Genomic DNA, 16698 nt, shown 5'->3' on the forward strand with positions numbered 1-16698 from the left:
GCCGTCACCGGGCGGTCAGGGGCAGCGACGGGTGGGGGTGGTCGATGCCGGCCCGCAGCCGCCGGTAGCTTCGCCAGGCCCTGCTCAGGGCCCGCTCGGGGAACGGGGCCACAGGTGCGCCCAGGCCCTGCGCCCAGTCCAGGAAGCGGTCCCGGGTGGTGTCGGCGCGCACCATCAGCCGGGCGATGCGCAGGGGTTCGTCCGCGCCGGAGCTGAAGCCGTAGCGGACGGCCGTCGCCGAGGTCCAGCCCGCCTCGTCCACCAGCCTGCGGACCGTGCGGCTGGAGTAGCCGTGGGGATAGGCGAAGGAGTCGACGCGATGCCCGAGGGCGTCCTCGAGACGGTCCTTGCAGCCCAGGACCTCCTCCCGGGCGGACTGCCGGGGAAGGGCGTCCAGTTGAGGGTGGGTCCGGGTGTGGCCGCCGATCTCGACGAACGGGTCCAGCTCGCGCACCTGACGCCAGGTCAGCATCGGGGCGGGCGGGAGGAGGCTGCCCCGCTCCGGCGGCCAGGACAGGCCGCCCAGCGCACCCGTGGTGACGTAGAGGGTCGCCGGCAGGCCCCGGGCGGCGAGCAGCGGCGCCACGGTGGAGTGGAAGTCGGCGAAGCCGTCGTCGAACGTCAGTACCGCAGACCGGGGCGGCAGCGGCGGGCCGCCCCGCAGCGAGGCGACCAGGCGCCGCAGCGGGACGACGTCGAGGCCGTTGTCCGCCAGCAGGTCGAGCTGCTCGGCGAAGACCCGCGGGCGCACGGTGAACGGGGCGATCCACGGGGGAGGGTCGGCGGACACCGAGTGGTACAGGAAGACGGGGACGGGCTGGTACGTCATGCCGAGCGCTCCCTGGCGGGTGTGCGGCGGGCCGGTGCGGTGCGGGCGGGGGACGGGGAGCGCCGGGCGCGCACCGAGCCCACGGCGTAGCCCGCGGCGGTGGCGCCGACCCCTAGGGTCAGGGCGAGAACCCTGTGCGCCGGAGCGGGCCGGCCGGGCCGCAGCGCCTCGCGGTAGGCGTGCGGGATGGTCGACGTGAGGTACGCGCGCTCGCTGGACAGGGCGGCGGCGCCCTCACTGTAGTGGGCCACCAGCGCTTTGGAGAGCCCCTCGGCGTAGCAGCGCGAGCGGAAGTAGGACCAGGTGGCGCGCGCGGCGGGGACACGATGGCGGACGGCGGCCGAGGGGTCGTAGAGCAGCACGGCCTCCGGACGGCGGGATGTGATCCGCAGGCACAGCTCGGTCTCCTCGCAGCCCAGAGGCCGGGTGCCGACCCGCCCCAGGTCGGTGCGGAACCCGCCGGCCGCGCGGAGCTCCTCCTTGCGGAAGGACATGTTGGCCCCGATGAAGTTGCGGATCGGCGCGCGGCCCTCGGGCAGGCCGCGGTACGAGCAGCCGACTACCCAGTCGAACTCCGGCGGGAACCAGACCGGCCGGTCCGTCTCCCACCAGGGGACGACCAGCCCGCCGACCCCGGCGACCCGCGGGTCGCGGTAGTCGGCCAGCAGCCGGGCCGCCCACGCCGGGTGGGCCGTCGCGTCGTCGTCCAGGAACGCCACCACGTCCCCCACGGCCGCCTCGACACCGGTGTTCCGGGCGCCGGACAGGCCCTTGCGGTGTTCGTTGGGCAGCACGCGGACGCCGTGCAGCAGGCGGCCGGCGAGCCGCTGGAGCTCCGGGCAGTGGTCGACGACCAGCAGGACGTCGTCCGGCGGGCGGCGCTGGGACCGGACCGAGGCGATGGCGGCCTGGAGATCCTCCCAGCGGTCCAGCGTGTAGGCGCACACGATGACCGAGAGGCTCGGTGCGGTGTTCATGAGGTACTCCCGGTGCTCAGGACGTCCTGCCGGGACGCGGACGTCAGCCAGCGGGACCGCAGAATCAGCAGGGGCGTGGCGATCAGGCACTCCGCCGCCAGCCAGGCGATGCCCGCGCCCGTCACCCCGAACACCGGCAGCAGCAGATGCACCAGGCCCAGCACCAGCACGCAGAGGGCGACCTGCAAGCCGACCACCAGACGCATACGGCGGCGGGCCCGCAGCACGTCCACGGCCACGCTGAACACCAGATTGGGCAGCGCGGACAGGGCCAGCAGACGCAGCAGGGTGGTGCCGTGCTCGGCGTAGCCGGGTCCGAAGAGCCGGAGGATCCAGGGGGCCCCGGCGACGATCACGACCACGCCGGCGGCCAGCAGCGTCCCGGAGTGGCGCAGCACTCGCAGCCCGTGCTCGGTGAGCTGTTCGGGCCGGCGCACCACCTCGACGACCAGGGAACTGCCCATGTTGCGCACCACCAGGAACAGCACGTAGCCGATGATCCAGGCGAGCGAGAAGTAGGCGCTCTGCTCGGCCCCGAGGACGTTGAGCACCATCAGCGGCACGAGTGTGTAGGCGGCCATCCTGAACAGTGAGCCCGCGTAGTCGGCCGCGGCGTAGCTCACCAGCCGCGGTGGGCGCACTGCCTCCGGGTTCTCCCGCTCGTGGTGCGGCACCGCCCGCCGCAGCAGCAGGTAATTGGCCACGAGGAGCGAGATCAGCAGCCCTCCCGCCCAGGACAGCAGGATCCCGGTCTTCAGGGCCAGGACGGCGCCGCCGGCCAGCAGGGCGATCTTGACGAAGGCGAAGACCATGTTCTCCGCCACCACCCAGCCGGGGCGGCGCATAGCGGTGAGCGCGCCGTCCTGGAGGACGAAGATGGTGTAGGCGGCGGTCGCCGCCACGAACCAGACCGCGACCAACGGGTCCCGAAGGAAGGCCAGTTCGGGTGACAGCGTGGGCACGAGGAGCACGAAGAGGAGGCAGACCAGGGCGCTCCACGTGGCGGTCACCGCGTAGCAGGTGAGCAGCAGTTTGCGGGTCTGCCGCCCCGAGCACGGCAGGAACCGGATCAGGAAGTCGTTGAGGTTGAGCTGGCCGATGTTGGCGAGCAGCAGCGACGCGGACAGCGCCGAGTAGCTCACGCCCACGACCTCGTCGTCGTACCAGTGGGTGGCGAACAGCCAGAAGATCGCACCCACTCCGGCGTTCACCAGGGAACTGACCGCCAGCAGGTGACCGTTGCGCACCAGGGGCTCGCTGGGCAGGATGCGGCCTATGCCGGTGCGCACCACCGTGGGCATCCGCCCCCGGCCTGGTGCGCCCGTGCCCCCGGGCCTTTCGACTGTTTCCTCGGACACGGTCACGGCCCTTCCTCAGGCCGGGTGGCGGCCGACGCGGTTGCGGCGGCGGCTGCGCAGATACCCGAGCGGCCCGTACAGCAGTCCGGTCAGCTCCAGGCGCGCGAGCCGGCGTGACCGGGTGCTGTCCGTCCCCGCCTTGTGGTGTGTCAGGGTCACGGCGTACCGCACGCCCCCGGGCAGCCTGCGCAGCAGGGCCGGGATCATGCGGGGGTCGCGCGCCAGGGCGCCGGTGAGATAGGCGCCGAGACCGGCCCCGTAGCCGAACACCTGCGCCTCCAGGGCCTTGTGGGTGCGGCGGTGGCGGTGCCAGACGATCGCTGCGGGCTGGTAGGTCAGGGTGTGACCGGCCGTCAGGATACGGAAGAAGGCGAGCAGGTCGTCGCCGCCGCGGGCCGGGGTCCCGGTGCCCGTGGCCGGGTCGAAACCGCCCAGCGTGCGCAGCGCGGAGACCCGGAACGCCATGTTGGTGCCGGACCCGAAACGTCCCGCTGTGAAGGGGAACAATGGGTCCTGCGGCGGGTGGCGAAGGGACCAGGTGCGTGGTGTGAACCCCTTGGCGAAGCCGCCGTGCCTCTCCAGGTCCGCCTGGGCCGCGGTCTCCAGCTCGGCCGGGACGATGAGCCCCGTCACGCAGCCGACGCCGGGGCCCTGGGCGAAGCCCTCGGCGAGTGCGGCGAGCCAGCCGGGGTCGACCAGGGTGTCGTCGTCGGTGAAGGCGGCGATCTCGCCGCGGGCGGTGGCCAGACCCCGGTTGTGCGCGTGGGCCAGGCCCGCCACGGGCTCCCGGACGTAGCGGACCCGGCTCCCGTACGCGTCGCGGACCAGCCGCTCGGCGCTGTCGTCCGCCGGGTCGTTGTCCACGACGATCACCTCGAAGTCCCGGTACTCCACCCGCAGCAGGGACTCCAGGCAGTCCCGGAGCATCCCCGGCCGGTTGTGCGTCGCGATGATCACGCTGATGGCCGGCGGGAAGAGCGGGGTGGCCCGGGCGGTTCCCGCGCGCTGAAGCGGGAACCGCCGCCGGGCTGTGCCGGCCACGGATCGCCACAGATCCTCGGGCGTGCCGTCCTCGCGGCCGTCCACCGTGACCAGACCCAGGGGGCGGCCGTGCAGCCGCACCAGAGCCAGCACCGGCGGCGTGGCGCGCACCGGGGCCGGGCCCGCCGCGGGCGGACGGAACTCGTACGGTCGCGCCAGGTCGATGTCGACGACCTCGACCGGCGTGTACGCGGACCCGGCGGGACCGGGGTCCGCCGCCGTGGGCCGGGGGACTTCCGCGGGCCGCCGGGCGATGCTCATGCCGCGCTCCCTCCGGCACGCGCGGCTGAGCGGGCGCCTGGACGCTCGGACAGCAGCGTGCGCAGCACCCGGCGGCCGTCGGAGACGGCGTGGAGGTTGGAACGCCCGCTGCGCCGCGGCAGTTCGAGACTCGGGACCTCGGCGATGCGCAGCCCCGAGCGGAGCGCATGGGCGATCATCTCGGTCTCGATCTCGAACCCGGTGGAGTGCAGGTCGAGGTCGTCCAGGAAGTCACGGCGGAAGGCGCAGAACCCGTAGCAGAGGTCCGTCAGCTTGGCGTCGTAGAGGTGGTTCACGGCGGCCAGCAGCACCTGGTTGCCGAGCCGCCGGATGCGGGTGATGTCGAGGGAGCCGCCGCCCGCGATGAACCGCGAGCCCTTGACGAAGTCGAAGCCGTTGTCGAGGAAGTGCAGGTAGTGCGGGATCTCCCCGGGAAGCATGCTGCCGTCGGCGTCCATCATCACGATGTGGTCGCCGGTCGCCGAGAGAAAGCCGGTGCGCAGAGCGTTGCCCTTGCCCGGGCCGCTCTGTTCGACATGGCGGACGGTCGGCAGGCACCGGGTCGCCATGTGCACCGTGGCGTCGACGGAGTCCCCGTCGACCAGGATGACCTCGTCGACGCAGTCCGGGATCTGCTCGAAGACCCAGGGGATATTGCGGGCCTCGTTGCGGGCGGGGACGACGAGGCTCACCGTGGCCCCGGGCGGGGGACGGTCTCCCGCCCGGCGCATCGGGTGCACGGAGCCGTTGGCGTGCGGGGTGGGGAGCTCGGGGAGCTGGTGCGTGTGGTTCATGATGCCGGTATCTCCGCGTGTGGCGCCTTGGGGGTGACGCCATATATTTACGGTGTATACGTACATTTTGCCCGATTTACCCCTCAGGTCAAGGGCCGTCAAGGGTTCGACCGGCGTAACGTGGACAGCGGCAAAGTGCACGACGGCGTAGTCCCGATCATGAATGCACCCATCGAGGATTACGCGCTCATCAGCGATCTGGAGACGGCCGCCATGGTCGGCCGGGACGGGTCTGTCGACTGGCTCTGTCTGCCCCGTTTCGACTCCCCGGCCTGCCTGGCGGCCCTGCTGGGCACCGAGGACAACGGCCGCTGGCGTCTCGCCCCGGTGTCCGGCGGTGTGTGCACCCGCCGCTCCTACCGGGCCGACACCCTGGTCCTGGACTCCGTCTGGGAGACACCCACGGGAACGGTCCGGGTCACCGACCTGATGCCGCCGCGTGCCGACGTGCCGTGCATCGTCCGCCTGGTCGAGTGCCTGTCCGGCTCTGTGGTGCTGCGCAGCGAACTGCGCCTGCGCTTCCACCAGGGTCGTGTCGTGCCCTGGGTCCGGGACGTCGGCCACTGCACCGTCGCCGTCGCCGGCCCGGACGCCGTCTGGCTGGGCAGTGACGGCCATGTCCGTGATCGGGGCGACGAGGACGCCACCGTCTGGGAGTTCACCGTGACGGCCGGGCGGCGGCTGGGCCTCACGCTGGGGTGGACGCCGTCGTACCGGTCCGCGCCGCCCTCGCCCATGTCCGTCCCGGCGGAGACCGCCCTGAAGGAGACCTCCGACTTCTGGCGACGCTGGGCCGCCCGATGCTCCTACCAGGGGCCGTGGCGGGACGCCGTGATGCGTTCCCTGATCACCCTCAAAGCCCTCACCTACGCCCCCACGGGCGCCATCGTCGCCGCCCCCACCACATCCCTGCCCGGCCGCATCGGCGGCGCGAGCAACTGGGACTACCGCTTCTGCTGGTTGCGCGACTCCTCGCGGACCCTGTCCTGCCTGCTGCGCAGCGGCTACCGGGACGAGGCCGCGGCCTGGCTGGGCTGGCTGGTACGGGCCGTCGCGGGCGATCCCGCCGATCTCCAGACCGTCTACGGCGTCAAGGGGCAGCGGTTGCTGCCGGAGACCGAGGCGCCCTGGCTGCCCGGCTACGAGGGCTCCCGGCCCGTCCGGTTCGGCACCTCGGCGGTGAGCACCTTCCAGCTGGACGTCTACGGCGAGGTCATGGACACCTTGTGGCTGTCGCTGCGCGCCGGTGTCCCGATGCCCGCCCACGTGTGGGACCTGGTCGAATCGCTCATGGGCTTCCTGCTGCGGCACTGGCGCGAACCGGACCAGGGACTGTGGCAGCAGGACGGGGCGCGCCGGCAGTTCGTGCACTCCAAGGTCATGACGTGGGTGGCCGCCGACCGCGCCCTGCGCATGGCCGAACTGCTCGGGCGCAACGGCTCCTCCGGGGGGTGGCAGGCCATGCGCGAGGAGGTGCACCGGCAGGTCTGCCGGGAAGGCTGGGACACCGCCCGGAGCACCTTCGTGCAGTCCTACGGCGCACCCGGCCTTGACGCCTCGGCGCTGCTCATCCCCAGGGTCGGGTTCCTGCCTGCCCACGACGAAAGGGTGCGCGGCACCGTGCGGGCCCTGGGCCGTCTCGGGCACGGCGGGTTCGTCCGCCGGTACGCGCCGGACGGCCCCGGGACCGGGGCCGCGGACGGCGCCGAGGGCACGTTCGTCTCCTGCTCCCTGTGGTACGCCGACGCCCTCGCCGTCACTGGGCACCGGCAGCAGGCCCGGGAGGCCTTCGAACGGGTCCTCGCCGTCCGTAACGACGTCGGGCTGCTGGCCGAGCAGTGGGATCCGGACACGGGCCGTCAGCTGGGCAACGCGCCCAAGGCGTTCAGCCACATCGCGCTCGTGGAGACGGCGTTCGGCCTGTCGGCGGCATCCGCGTGGGACCGCCCGGGGTCCGGGACCGTCCGGCGCTGAAGCCGTGCCCGGCGGGCCCTCAGCGGTCGGTCCGCCCGTGGCCGTTGCGCTCGCGCAGCACCGCCTCGCCCTGCTCCACCGTCATCGGCCGGGCGAACAGGAAACCCTGTCCGTACCGGCAGCCGATGTCCGCCAGCAGGTCCCGCTGGGGCTGCTCCTCGATGCCCTCGGCGATCACTTGGAGGTCGAGCGTCTCGGCGAGATGCACGATGCCCTCGACCAGGGCGACCTGCTGGGGGTCGTGCGGGATGCCGTCGATGAACGACTTGTCGATCTTGAGCACGTCGATGGGGAAGTCCCGGAGGTAGCGCAGCGAGGAGAATCCGGTGCCGAAGTCGTCGACGGCGATGCGGACCCCGCGGTCCTTGAGCGCCTGGATCTGGGCGTCGATCTGGTCGGTGCGCTGCATGAGCACCGACTCGGTCAGTTCCAGTTGCAGCGTGCCCGCGGCGAGCCCGGTGGCGTCGAGAGCGGCGCACACCTCATCCAGGAAGTTCCTGTCCCGCCACTGCCGCGTGGAGACGTTGACGCTGAGGTACGGCGGCGGGTCGAGGTGCGGCGTGCGCCGCTGGAGCCGGGCGATGTCGGCCGTGGACCTGCGCAGCACCCACGCGCCGAGCGTCGAGATGTGCCCGGTCTCCTCGGCCAGCGGGATGAACTGGCCGGGAGGGACAGGATCGGGCCCCAGCTCCGGCCAGCGAGCCAGTGCCTCGAAGCCCACGACGCGTCCGGCGGCGATGTCCACCACCGGCTGGTAGCGCAGCCCGAACTGCTCCTTGCTGATGGCATGGTCCAGCCGCGCCTGCAAGGCGTGGCGCTCCACGACGCGGATGCGCTGCTGGGGCTGGAACCGGCGCCAGGTGCGCTTGCCGGACGCCTTGGCGGCGTACAGGGCCAGGTCGGCCAGCGCGAGCAGTTCCCCGGCGTCCGTGCTGTCCTTGGCCGTCGCCACGCCCACGCTCGCCGAGACGCTCACCGACTCCACCGCCAGGTGGAACGGCCGGCTGAGCGTCCGGACCACGTGCGCGGCCAGTACCTCGGCGTCGATCGGCTGGTCCGCGTCCTCCACCAGCACGGCGAACTCGTCGCCGCCGAGCCGGGCGGCCGTGTCGGTGCGCCGCAGCGTCCCCGACAGGCGCTCGGCCACGGCGCACAGCAGCCGGTCGCCGACCGAGTGCCCGAGGGTGTCGTTGACGATCTTGAAGTCGTCCAGGTCGATGAAGAGCAGGCAGGTGGTCGTGGACTCCCGGTGGCCCCGGCGCAGCGCCCGTTCGGTCCGCTCCAGCAGCAGCGTGCGGTTGGGCAGGCCGGTCAGGGAGTCGTGGAAGGCCCGCTGGGTGAGTTCGTGCTCCAGCTGCCGTTGCTCCGTGACGTCCCGCAGGGTGACGACCAGGCCGCCCACGGTCGGATCCTGCCGCAGGTCCCGGCAGCGCACCTCCACCTCGATGCGGACCGCTTCCCGGGACATCCGCCAGTGGTCGTGCGCTTCCTGCCGCTCGTCGCCGCGCAGGGCCGCCAGGGTGCGGACGACCCGGTCCCGTTCCGGGGCGTCCACCAGGTCGGGCAGGCGTGTGCCCGTGAGGTCGGTGCGGCCGAACACGGTCCCGGCGGACGGGCTCGCGTAGCGGACGGTGGTGTCGTCGTTGACGATGAGGATGACGTCCGAGGCGTTGTGCACCAGGGTGCGGAAGTAGGTCTCGCTTTCCCGTCGAATGACCTCCTGCCGCAGCGCGATGCGCTCTCTCGTCAGCCCCGCGTGCGAGGCGAGCAGCTCCAGGGACCCCCGTATCTCGGCGAGTTGCCGCTCGGAACCGGCTGCCAGCAGCACTCCCGGCAGCTCGCCGCCGGCCGGCTGCTCGGGCTGGACCATGGGGCAGAGCAAAGCGGCCGGCAGCTTGCCGAGCCGCGCGGCGAACCCCGGGCCCAGCGCGGCGGACGGGACGATGACCGTGCGGCTGCGGACCGCCGCGGCGGACCCGCCGTCGTCCGCCCCGGTGGTGCAGCGCTCCAGCCGGTCGTAGAGGCCACGGGCCTCCTCCGCCGACAGCAGGAGGGTCACGTGCCGGGCCTGCGGTCCGAACAGGGACGTGACCGCCGTGTCGCAGGCCCGCGCGATCTCCTCCGGCCAGGAGGCCCCCATCAAGGAGGCGGACGCGGTGCGCAGGGCCAGCTCCCGCGTCATGGCCCTGCGGTGGGCGATGACCATCAGGGTGAGCCGGAAGATCACCAGCAGGAAGAGCAGGCCCGAGAACGCGGCCAGCACGGTCGCGTCGTAGTCCAGGCCGTTGCCCTCCTCGTGCGCGCGGATCGCCGGTGGGATCAGGGTCGCGATGCCGAGCAGCAGCAGCCGGCGCCGGGGTGGCAGCAGCGACTGGGGCGGTGAGTCCGGCGAGGTCAGCCGGACCATCGAGGGGTGCAGCGCGGCCAGTCCCCAGGCGGTGCAGAACACGATGCCTCCGACGGCCGGCAGGGTGTCCGCCTGCCAGGCGCCGTTCAGCCGGAGGATGCTGCGGGCGATGTCGAAGCCGAACAGGGTGACGGCGCCCAGGAGGAGCAGCCGGGCAGCCCGGTTGGTGCCGGGGGAGGGGCTGCGCGCGAGCAGCCGGAGAAGCAGGGCCAGCACCAGGACGTCCCCGAGCGGGAAGGCGACGCTGATCGCGCGCTGCTGCCAGCTCAGCCCCTCCTGCCGGGCCAGCGGCTGCACCAGATAGACCCACAGCGGCAGCGCGAGCCCGCAGGTGATGACCAGGGCGTCGAGCAGCCCGGGCAGGTCGCGGCCCGTCCAGCGGTAGCGCAGCAGACCGGACAGGCCCAAGGCGAGAAGCGGGTACACGGCGAGCCGGCAGGCGTCCGCCGGGGAGGGGAACGAGGCCGACGCGGAGAAGTACGCCTCCTGCGCGTGGGAGAAGGTGCCGGCCGCGGTGAAGACCAGCAGTCCGGCGGCGAGCAGCAGCCACGACCGGGAACCGCGGGGAGGGGGGCGGTGGATCCGCACTCCGGCCAGGACGGCCGCGACCCCCAGCAGCCCGAGGAAGGCCCACAGCGGTGTGCGCACCACCGGCACGGCCACGTACACCGCGGTGAGGAGCCCGGCCGGCGTCAGATAGCCGGCCGCCTGCCGGGCGGCCGGGCCGCCTCTGTCGGCCGACGGGCGCCGCATGGCGGCCTAGTCCTCGGTCTCCGGCGGCCGCGCGGTGCCCGAGTAACCATGCGGATTGAGCAGCTGAAAACGCCAGGCGTCCCGGCACACGTCGGCGAGATCCCTGGTGGGGCGCCAGCCCCAGGCACGCTCCACGGCCGTCGCGTCGGCGACCAGCTCGGCGACGTCCCCGCGGCGGCGAGGTCCGACGTCGTAGGGGATGGGCCTGCCGCAGGCCCGGGAGAACATGTCGACGACGTCGAGGACGGAACTGCCCGTGCCCGCACCCAGGTTGTACACCTGCATGCCCGGCGCGTCGGCCAGGTGGTCCAGCGCCACGCGGTGTGCTTCGACGGCGTCCATGACGTGGAGGTAGTCACGGATCCCGGTGCCGTCGCGGGTCGGGTAGTCGTCGCCGTGGACGGAGAGCTTGTCGCGCCGGCCGACCGCCACCTGCGCGAGGTACGGCAGCAGGTTCTCGGGCGTGTGGCGCGGGTCCTCGCCGAGAAGCCCGCTCGGGTGGGCCCCGGCCGGGACGGGGTAGCGCAGGCACAGCACGGCGTACTCGGGGTGACTGCGGCAGACGTCCGCGAGGATCTGTTCGCAGATCCACTTCGAGGCCGCGTACGGGGTGCCGGGCCGGACGGGCGTGGTCTCGTCGAGCGGACCGCCGCCCGCGTCGCCGTAGATCCAGCAGGAGGACGGGTAGACGAGCCGGTGCACCCCGTGCTCGTGCATGGTCCGCAGCAGGGCGGTGGTGCCGCCGACGTTGGTGTCGTAGTACGCGACGGGCATCCGTGTCGACAGGCCCCCGGCCTTGTGCGCGGCAAAGTGCACGACGGCGTCCACGGAGTGGCGGTCGAAGACGGCCGAGAGGGCGTGCCGATCACGGATGTCCAGCTCGTAGACGGCGCCGACGAACCGGCCGGCGATCCGTTCCACCCGGGCGAACACCTGGGGTGTGCTGTTGGAGTAGTCGTCGACCACGATCACCTCGTAGCCGTGGTCCAGCAGTTCCACGCAGGTGTGGCTGCCGATGAAACCGGCCCCGCCGGTGACAAGGACGGTCGAGGGAGCCCATGGGGATCCGGCTCCTCGAGCGGTCGGCATCTGGTTCCTGCGGGCCATGCCTGGACTCCCGCGTCGGGTGCGGTCGATACCGTATGTTTACGGTGTATATGTACGACTTTGCACCCGACCCCCGAGTCCGGTCAAGGCCGAACCAGCAACTGGAAGTCGAACGTGTAGAGCGAGGCCCGGTAGAGGTGCGTTCCGTACTCGACCGGGCGCCCCGTGTCGTCGTACGCCGTGCGCTGCATGGTGAGCAGCGCCGCTCCCTCCTCCTCGTCCAGGCGGGACGCCTCCCGGGCGGTGGCCGCGCGGGCGCCGACCGTCTGGCGGGCGCTGTGCAGCGTGATGCCCGCCGAGCGCATCATGCGGTACAGGCCGGTCGACTCCAGGCGGGCGGTGTCGAGGTCCAGCAGGGGCAGCGGCAGGTGGTTGCGGAGCAGCGCCACCGGCCGGCCGTGCGTGCGGCGCAGCCGGTCCAGGACGGTCACCTCGCTGCCCTCCGGCACCCCCAGGGCGGCGGCCACGTCACAGGCGGCCGGGACGACCGAGTTGCGCACGACCTCGGTGGTCGGCCCCTGCCCCGCCGTCTCCAGGTCGTCGTAGAGGCTGCTCAGTTCCAGCGGGCGTCTGACCTGACTGTGCACCACCTGCGTGCCCACCCCGCGCCGCCGGACCAGCAGCCCCTTGTCGACGAGGGACTGGATGGCCTGGCGGACGGTGGGGCGGGACAGGCCGAGACGCACGGACAGGTCGACCTCGTTGCCCAGGAGGTTCCCCGGGGCGAGGGCCCCCTGCGCGATCGCCGCCTCCAGCTGCTGCGCGAGCTGGTGGTAGAGCGGCACGGGACTGCCCCGGTCCAGGGCGAAGTCCAGCGAGCCGAGCGCGGAGGCCGCCGTGGTGCGGGCCCGGTCACCGGTCTTCGCCATGGATGAACCCCCCTACGGGTGTCAGGAGTTGCTGGGGAAGCCGAGGTTGATACCGCCGTCGGAGGGGTCCGGCCAGCGGGTCGTGATGACCTTGCCCTGGGTGTAGAAGGCGATGCCGTCGTTGCCGTAGATGTGCAGGTCGCCGAAGAGGGAGTCCTTCCAGCCGCCGAAGGAGTGGTAACCGACGGGGACCGGGATCGGCACGTTGACGCCGACCATGCCCGCCTTGACCTCCAGCTGGAAGCGGCGGGCCGCGCCGCCGTCCCGGGTGAAGATCGCGGTGCCGTTGCCCCAGCGGGAGGAGTTGATCAGCCGGATGGCCTCCTCGTACGTCTCCGCCCGGACGACCGCCAGCACCGGGCCGAAGATCTCGTCCTGGTACGCGTCCGCCGTCACTGGCACCCGGTCCAGCAGGGAGACACCGAGGAAGAAGCCGTCCTCATGGCCGTCGACCGAGAAGCCCGTGCCGTCGACCACGACCTCGGCGCCCTGTTCGGCGGCCGACGTCACGTAGGACGCCACTTTGTCGCGGTGCTCGCGGGTGATCAGCGGGCCCATCTCCGAAGCCGGGTCGTCGCCGGGGCCGATCTTCAGGTTCCTCGCCCGCTCGGCGATCTTGCCCACCAGCTCGTCGCCGATGTCCCCGACGGCCACGACCACCGACACGGCCATGCAGCGCTCGCCCGCCGAGCCGTACGCGGCGTTGATGGCCTGGTCGGCGGCGAGCTCCAGGTCGGCGTCGGGCAGCACCAGCATGTGGTTCTTGGCGCCGCCCAGGGCCTGCACCCGCTTGCCGTGCTCGACGGCCTTGAGCTGGATGTACTTGGCGATCGGCGTCGAGCCGACGAAGGACACCGCCTCGATGTCCGGGTGCTCCAGGAGGCGGTCCACGGCCGTCTTGTCGCCCTGCACGATGTTCAGGACGCCCTCCGGCAGACCGGCCTCGGTGGCCAGCTCGGCGAGCCGGAAGGAGGCCGACGGGTCCTTCTCGGACGGCTTCAGCACGAACGTGTTGCCGCAGGCGATCGCCAGCGGGAACATCCACATCGGCACCATCGCCGGGAAGTTGAACGGCGTGATGCCCGCGACCACACCCAGCGGCTGGCGGATCGAGGCCACGTCGACCCGGGTCGAGACCTGGGTGGACAGCTCGCCCTTGAGCTGGACGGAGATCCCGCAGGCCAGCTCCACGATCTCCATGCCGCGGGCGACCTCGCCGAGCGCGTCCGAGTGCACCTTGCCGTGCTCGGCGGTGATCAGCTCGGCGATCTCGTCGCGGTGGGCGTCGAGCAGCTCGCGGTACTTGAACAGGATCGCCGTGCGCTTGGCCAGGGAGGACTCGCCCCAGCTCTCGAAGGCGGCCCGGGCGGAGGCGACCGCGGCGTCGACCTCGTCGACGGACGCGAACGCGACCTGCTTCTCCTGGGCGCCGGTCGCCGGGTTGTAGACGGGGCCGAACCGGCCGGAGGTGCCCTCGACGGGCTTGCCGTCGATCCAGTGGGTGATGGTCTTCATGGTGCGCAAGGGCCTTTCGTGGAGCTTGAGTTCAAGGAGAGTCAGAGGTGGCGGCGGCGGTCCGCGACCTGGCGGTCGTAGCGCTCGCGGGCCTGAACGGCCGCCTCGCGGGAGGCGGTCTCGGCCACCGGCACGTCCCACCAGGCCTCGGCCGGGGGAGCGGTCGGGGCCGGGTCGGTCTCGACGTACACGCAGGTCGGCCGGTCCGAGGCGCGGGCCGCGGCGAGCGCCTCGCGCAGCTCGCGCACGGTCTTGGCGCGCAGCACGTCCATACCGAGGCTGGCGGCGTTGGCGGCCAGGTCGACGGGGAGCGGGGCGCCGGTGAAGGTGCCGTCGGCGGCCCGGAAGCGGTAGGCGGTGCCGAACCGCTCGCCGCCGGTCTCCTCCGACAGGCCGCCGATCGAGGCGTAGCCGTGGTTCTGGAGGAGGACGATGTTGACCGGCAGGCCCTCCTGGACGGCGGTGACGATCTCCGTCGGCATCATCAGGTAGGTGCCGTCGCCGACCAGCGCCCACACCGGGGTGCCCGGGGCGGCCTGCTGGACGCCGATGCCGGCCGGGATCTCGTAGCCCATGCAGGAGTAGCCGTACTCCAGGTGGTACTGGCGCGGGCTGCGGGAGCGCCACAGCTTGTGCAGGTCGCCGGGGAGCGAACCGGCCGCGTTGATCACCACGTCGTCGTCGCCGACGGCCGCGTCCAGGGCGCCGAGCACCTGCGTCTGGGTCGGGACCGCGTTCTCGTCGTCGGCCCGGTAGGCGGCCTCGACGACCTCCTCCCAGCGCTCCTTGCCGGCGCGGTACTCGGCCTCGTACGCCTGGCTCACGCGGTGGCCGGAGAGCGCCTCCAGCAGCCTCTCCAGACCGGACCGCGCGTCGCACACCAGCGTCCGCGCGGCCAGCTTGTGCGCGTCGAAGCCGGTGATGTTGAGGTTGAGGAACCGCACGTCCGGGTTCTGGAAGAGCGTGCCGGAGGCGGTGGTGAAGTCGGTGTAGCGGGTGCCGACGCCGATCACAAGGTCGGCGGTGCGGGCCAGTTCGTCGCTGACCGCGGTGCCGGTGTGCCCGATGCCGCCGAGGTCGGCGGGGTGGTCGTGGCGCAGCGAGCCCTTACCGGCCTGGGTGGAGGCGACCGGGATGCCGGTGGCCTCCACGAACGCCTTCAGCGCCGCCTCGGCCTCGCTGTGGTGGACGCCGCCGCCCGCCACGATCAGCGGCCGCCCGGCCGACCGGATCGCCTCGACCGCGGCGCTCAGCTCGACCGGGTCCGGCGCGGGGCGCCGTACGTACCAGACGCGCTCGGCGAAGAACTCCTCCGGCCAGTCGTACGCCTCCGCCTGCACGTCCTGCGGCAGGGCGAGGGTGACGGCGCCGGTCTCGGCCGGGTCGGCCAGCACCCGCATCGCCTGGAGCGCCGAGGGGATCAGCGCCTCGGGGCGGGTGATCCGGTCGAAGTACCTCGACACCGGGCGCAGCGTGTCGTTGACCGACACGTCGGCCTCGACCGGGTGCTCCAGCTGCTGGAGCAGCGGGTCGGGGGCGTGCGAGGCGAAGTAGTCGCCGGGCAGGAGAAGCACCGGCAGCCGGTTGATCGTCGCCAGGGCCGCGCCGGTGACCAGGTTGGTGGCGCCCGGGCCGATCGAGGTCGTCACCGCCTGCGCGGACAGGCGGTTCAGCTGCCGGGCGTAGCCGACCGCCGCGTGCACCATGGACTGCTCGTTGCGGCCCTGGTGGAACGGCATCACATCGGCGTACTCGACCAGCGCCTGGCCGACCCCGGCAACGTTGCCATGTCCGAAGATGCCCCAGGTTCCGGCGATCAGCCGACGGCGCACGCCGTCCCGCTCGGTGTACTGGGCGGACAGGAACCGCACCAGTGCCTGGGCGGTCGTCAGTCGGCGGGTGGGGGCGCTCATACGGAGGTCTCCGGGGCGGTGTAGAGGGGGAGGCGGGGGTCGACCGGCTGGTCCGGCCAGGTGTCGCGGACCCAGGCGTGGTCGGGGTGGTCGCAGATCAGCCAGGCGCGCTCGGCCTCCGGGCCCGCCATGACGTTGAGGTAGTACATGTGGTGGCCGGGCGTGGCCATCGACGGCCCGTGCCAGCCGTCCGGGATGAGGACGACGTCGCCGTCGCGGACCTCGGCCAGCACGTCGGTGTCCCGGCCCGGGCCGGAGGGGGACACGCGCTGGTAGCCGAGGCCGGGGACGCCGTCGTGACCGGCGAACTCGAAGTAGTAGATCTCCTCCAGCACGGACTCCTCGCCCGGCCGGTGCTCGTCGTGCTTGTGCGGCGGGAACGACGACCAGTTGCCGCCCGGCGTGATCACCTCGACCGCGATGAGCTTGTCGCACTCGAAGACCCCGGCCGCGCCGAAGTTGTTGACCTGCCGGGAGCAGTTCCCCGTGCCCCGCAGCTCCACCGGCACCTCGGAGGCCGGGCCGTAGCGGGCGGGCAGGCGGCGGGTGCAGCGCGCGCCGGTGAGCGCGAAGCGGCCACCGCCGGCGGACGTCACGGTGACGCGGGCGTCGCGCGGCACGTACGCGAAGTCGCTGACGCCGCTGAACACGTCGGCCCGGCCCTTCAGTTCGAAGGTCTCCTGGCCGAAGTCGTCCCCGGCGGCGACCGTGCAGCCGCCGTTCAGCGGGACGACGATCCACTCGCTGTCACCGGTGTCGAAGGAGTGCGCGCCGCCCGGCGGCAGCTCCAGGACCCGCAGACTGGAGTGTCCCCAGCCGGCCTTCTCGGGCGTGACGTCGACGGCGTAGGGGCCGCCGAGGGCCTTGCCGGCGGGAAGGTGGTACGTCATGGCATCCTCC

Annotated in this window: 12 protein-coding genes; 1 reads left to right on the plus strand and 11 read right to left on the minus strand. The window is 72.6% G+C overall.

Going from position 1 to position 16698, the window contains the following annotated elements:
- Positions 1 to 4: 4 nt before the first annotated feature.
- Genes A4E84_RS35080 through A4E84_RS35100 form a run of 5 tightly spaced genes read right to left on the minus strand, consistent with a single transcriptional unit; the run spans position 5 to position 5260 of the window.
- Complete coding sequence (locus tag A4E84_RS35080; protein WP_062930406.1) at positions 5 to 829, minus strand: polysaccharide deacetylase family protein; 825 nt, start codon at positions 827 to 829, stop codon at positions 5 to 7.
- On the minus strand, positions 826 to 1806 hold the full coding sequence (locus tag A4E84_RS35085; protein WP_079129232.1) for a glycosyltransferase family 2 protein: 981 nt from the start codon (positions 1804 to 1806) through the stop codon (positions 826 to 828). Before A4E84_RS35085 ends, A4E84_RS35080 begins: the two co-directional genes overlap by 4 nt.
- Positions 1803 to 3164: a lipopolysaccharide biosynthesis protein gene (locus A4E84_RS35090; RefSeq protein WP_159029648.1), complete on the minus strand. Its 1362-nt coding sequence runs from the start codon at positions 3162 to 3164 to the stop codon at positions 1803 to 1805. The genes A4E84_RS35085 and A4E84_RS35090 overlap by 4 nt, the downstream gene beginning before the upstream one ends.
- A 15-nt stretch (positions 3165 to 3179) precedes the next feature.
- The gene (locus A4E84_RS35095; RefSeq protein WP_062930408.1) at positions 3180 to 4466 is read right to left on the minus strand and encodes a glycosyltransferase family 2 protein; all 1287 of its coding nucleotides are present in this window, start codon (positions 4464 to 4466) and stop codon (positions 3180 to 3182) included.
- The gene (locus tag A4E84_RS35100) at positions 4463 to 5260 is read right to left on the minus strand and encodes a glycosyltransferase family 2 protein (RefSeq protein WP_062930409.1); all 798 of its coding nucleotides are present in this window, start codon (positions 5258 to 5260) and stop codon (positions 4463 to 4465) included. The genes A4E84_RS35095 and A4E84_RS35100 overlap by 4 nt, the downstream gene beginning before the upstream one ends.
- 159 nt (positions 5261 to 5419) lie before the next feature.
- Here A4E84_RS35100 and A4E84_RS35105 point away from each other — a divergent pair, with 159 nt between their 5' ends.
- Entirely contained in the window at positions 5420 to 7234 is a 1815-nt protein-coding gene (locus tag A4E84_RS35105; RefSeq protein ID WP_062931735.1) for a glycoside hydrolase family 15 protein, read from the plus strand.
- 19 nt (positions 7235 to 7253) lie between these two features.
- Here A4E84_RS35105 and A4E84_RS35110 read toward each other — a convergent pair whose 3' ends face one another.
- The 6 genes from A4E84_RS35110 to iolB all read right to left on the minus strand — a co-directional run bounded on the left by A4E84_RS35110 (position 7254) and on the right by iolB (position 16688).
- Positions 7254 to 10394, minus strand: a complete 3141-nt coding sequence (locus A4E84_RS35110; RefSeq protein ID WP_062930410.1) for a putative bifunctional diguanylate cyclase/phosphodiesterase — start codon at positions 10392 to 10394, stop codon at positions 7254 to 7256.
- Between the two features lie 6 nt (positions 10395 to 10400).
- Positions 10401 to 11501, minus strand: a complete 1101-nt coding sequence (gene galE / locus A4E84_RS35115) for a UDP-glucose 4-epimerase GalE (RefSeq protein ID WP_237305046.1) — start codon at positions 11499 to 11501, stop codon at positions 10401 to 10403.
- An 83-nt stretch (positions 11502 to 11584) separates the two neighbouring features.
- Positions 11585 to 12370 (minus strand): GntR family transcriptional regulator, encoded by a 786-nt coding sequence (locus A4E84_RS35120; RefSeq protein ID WP_062930411.1) that lies wholly within the window; start codon positions 12368 to 12370, stop codon positions 11585 to 11587.
- Between the two features lie 21 nt (positions 12371 to 12391).
- The gene (locus A4E84_RS35125; protein WP_062930412.1) at positions 12392 to 13885 is read right to left on the minus strand and encodes a CoA-acylating methylmalonate-semialdehyde dehydrogenase; all 1494 of its coding nucleotides are present in this window, start codon (positions 13883 to 13885) and stop codon (positions 12392 to 12394) included.
- Positions 13886 to 13926: 41 nt separating this feature from the next.
- Positions 13927 to 15798, minus strand: coding sequence for a 3D-(3,5/4)-trihydroxycyclohexane-1,2-dione acylhydrolase (decyclizing) (gene iolD, locus A4E84_RS35130; protein WP_062930413.1), 1872 nt, complete (start codon positions 15796 to 15798; stop codon positions 13927 to 13929).
- Positions 15795 to 16688: a 5-deoxy-glucuronate isomerase gene (gene iolB, locus A4E84_RS35135; RefSeq protein WP_062930414.1), complete on the minus strand. Its 894-nt coding sequence runs from the start codon at positions 16686 to 16688 to the stop codon at positions 15795 to 15797. Before iolB ends, iolD begins: the two co-directional genes overlap by 4 nt.
- Between the last annotated feature and the right edge of the window lie 10 nt (positions 16689 to 16698).

Source organism: Streptomyces qaidamensis, assembly GCF_001611795.1.
In the GTDB taxonomy this organism is placed as follows: domain Bacteria; phylum Actinomycetota; class Actinomycetes; order Streptomycetales; family Streptomycetaceae; genus Streptomyces; species Streptomyces qaidamensis.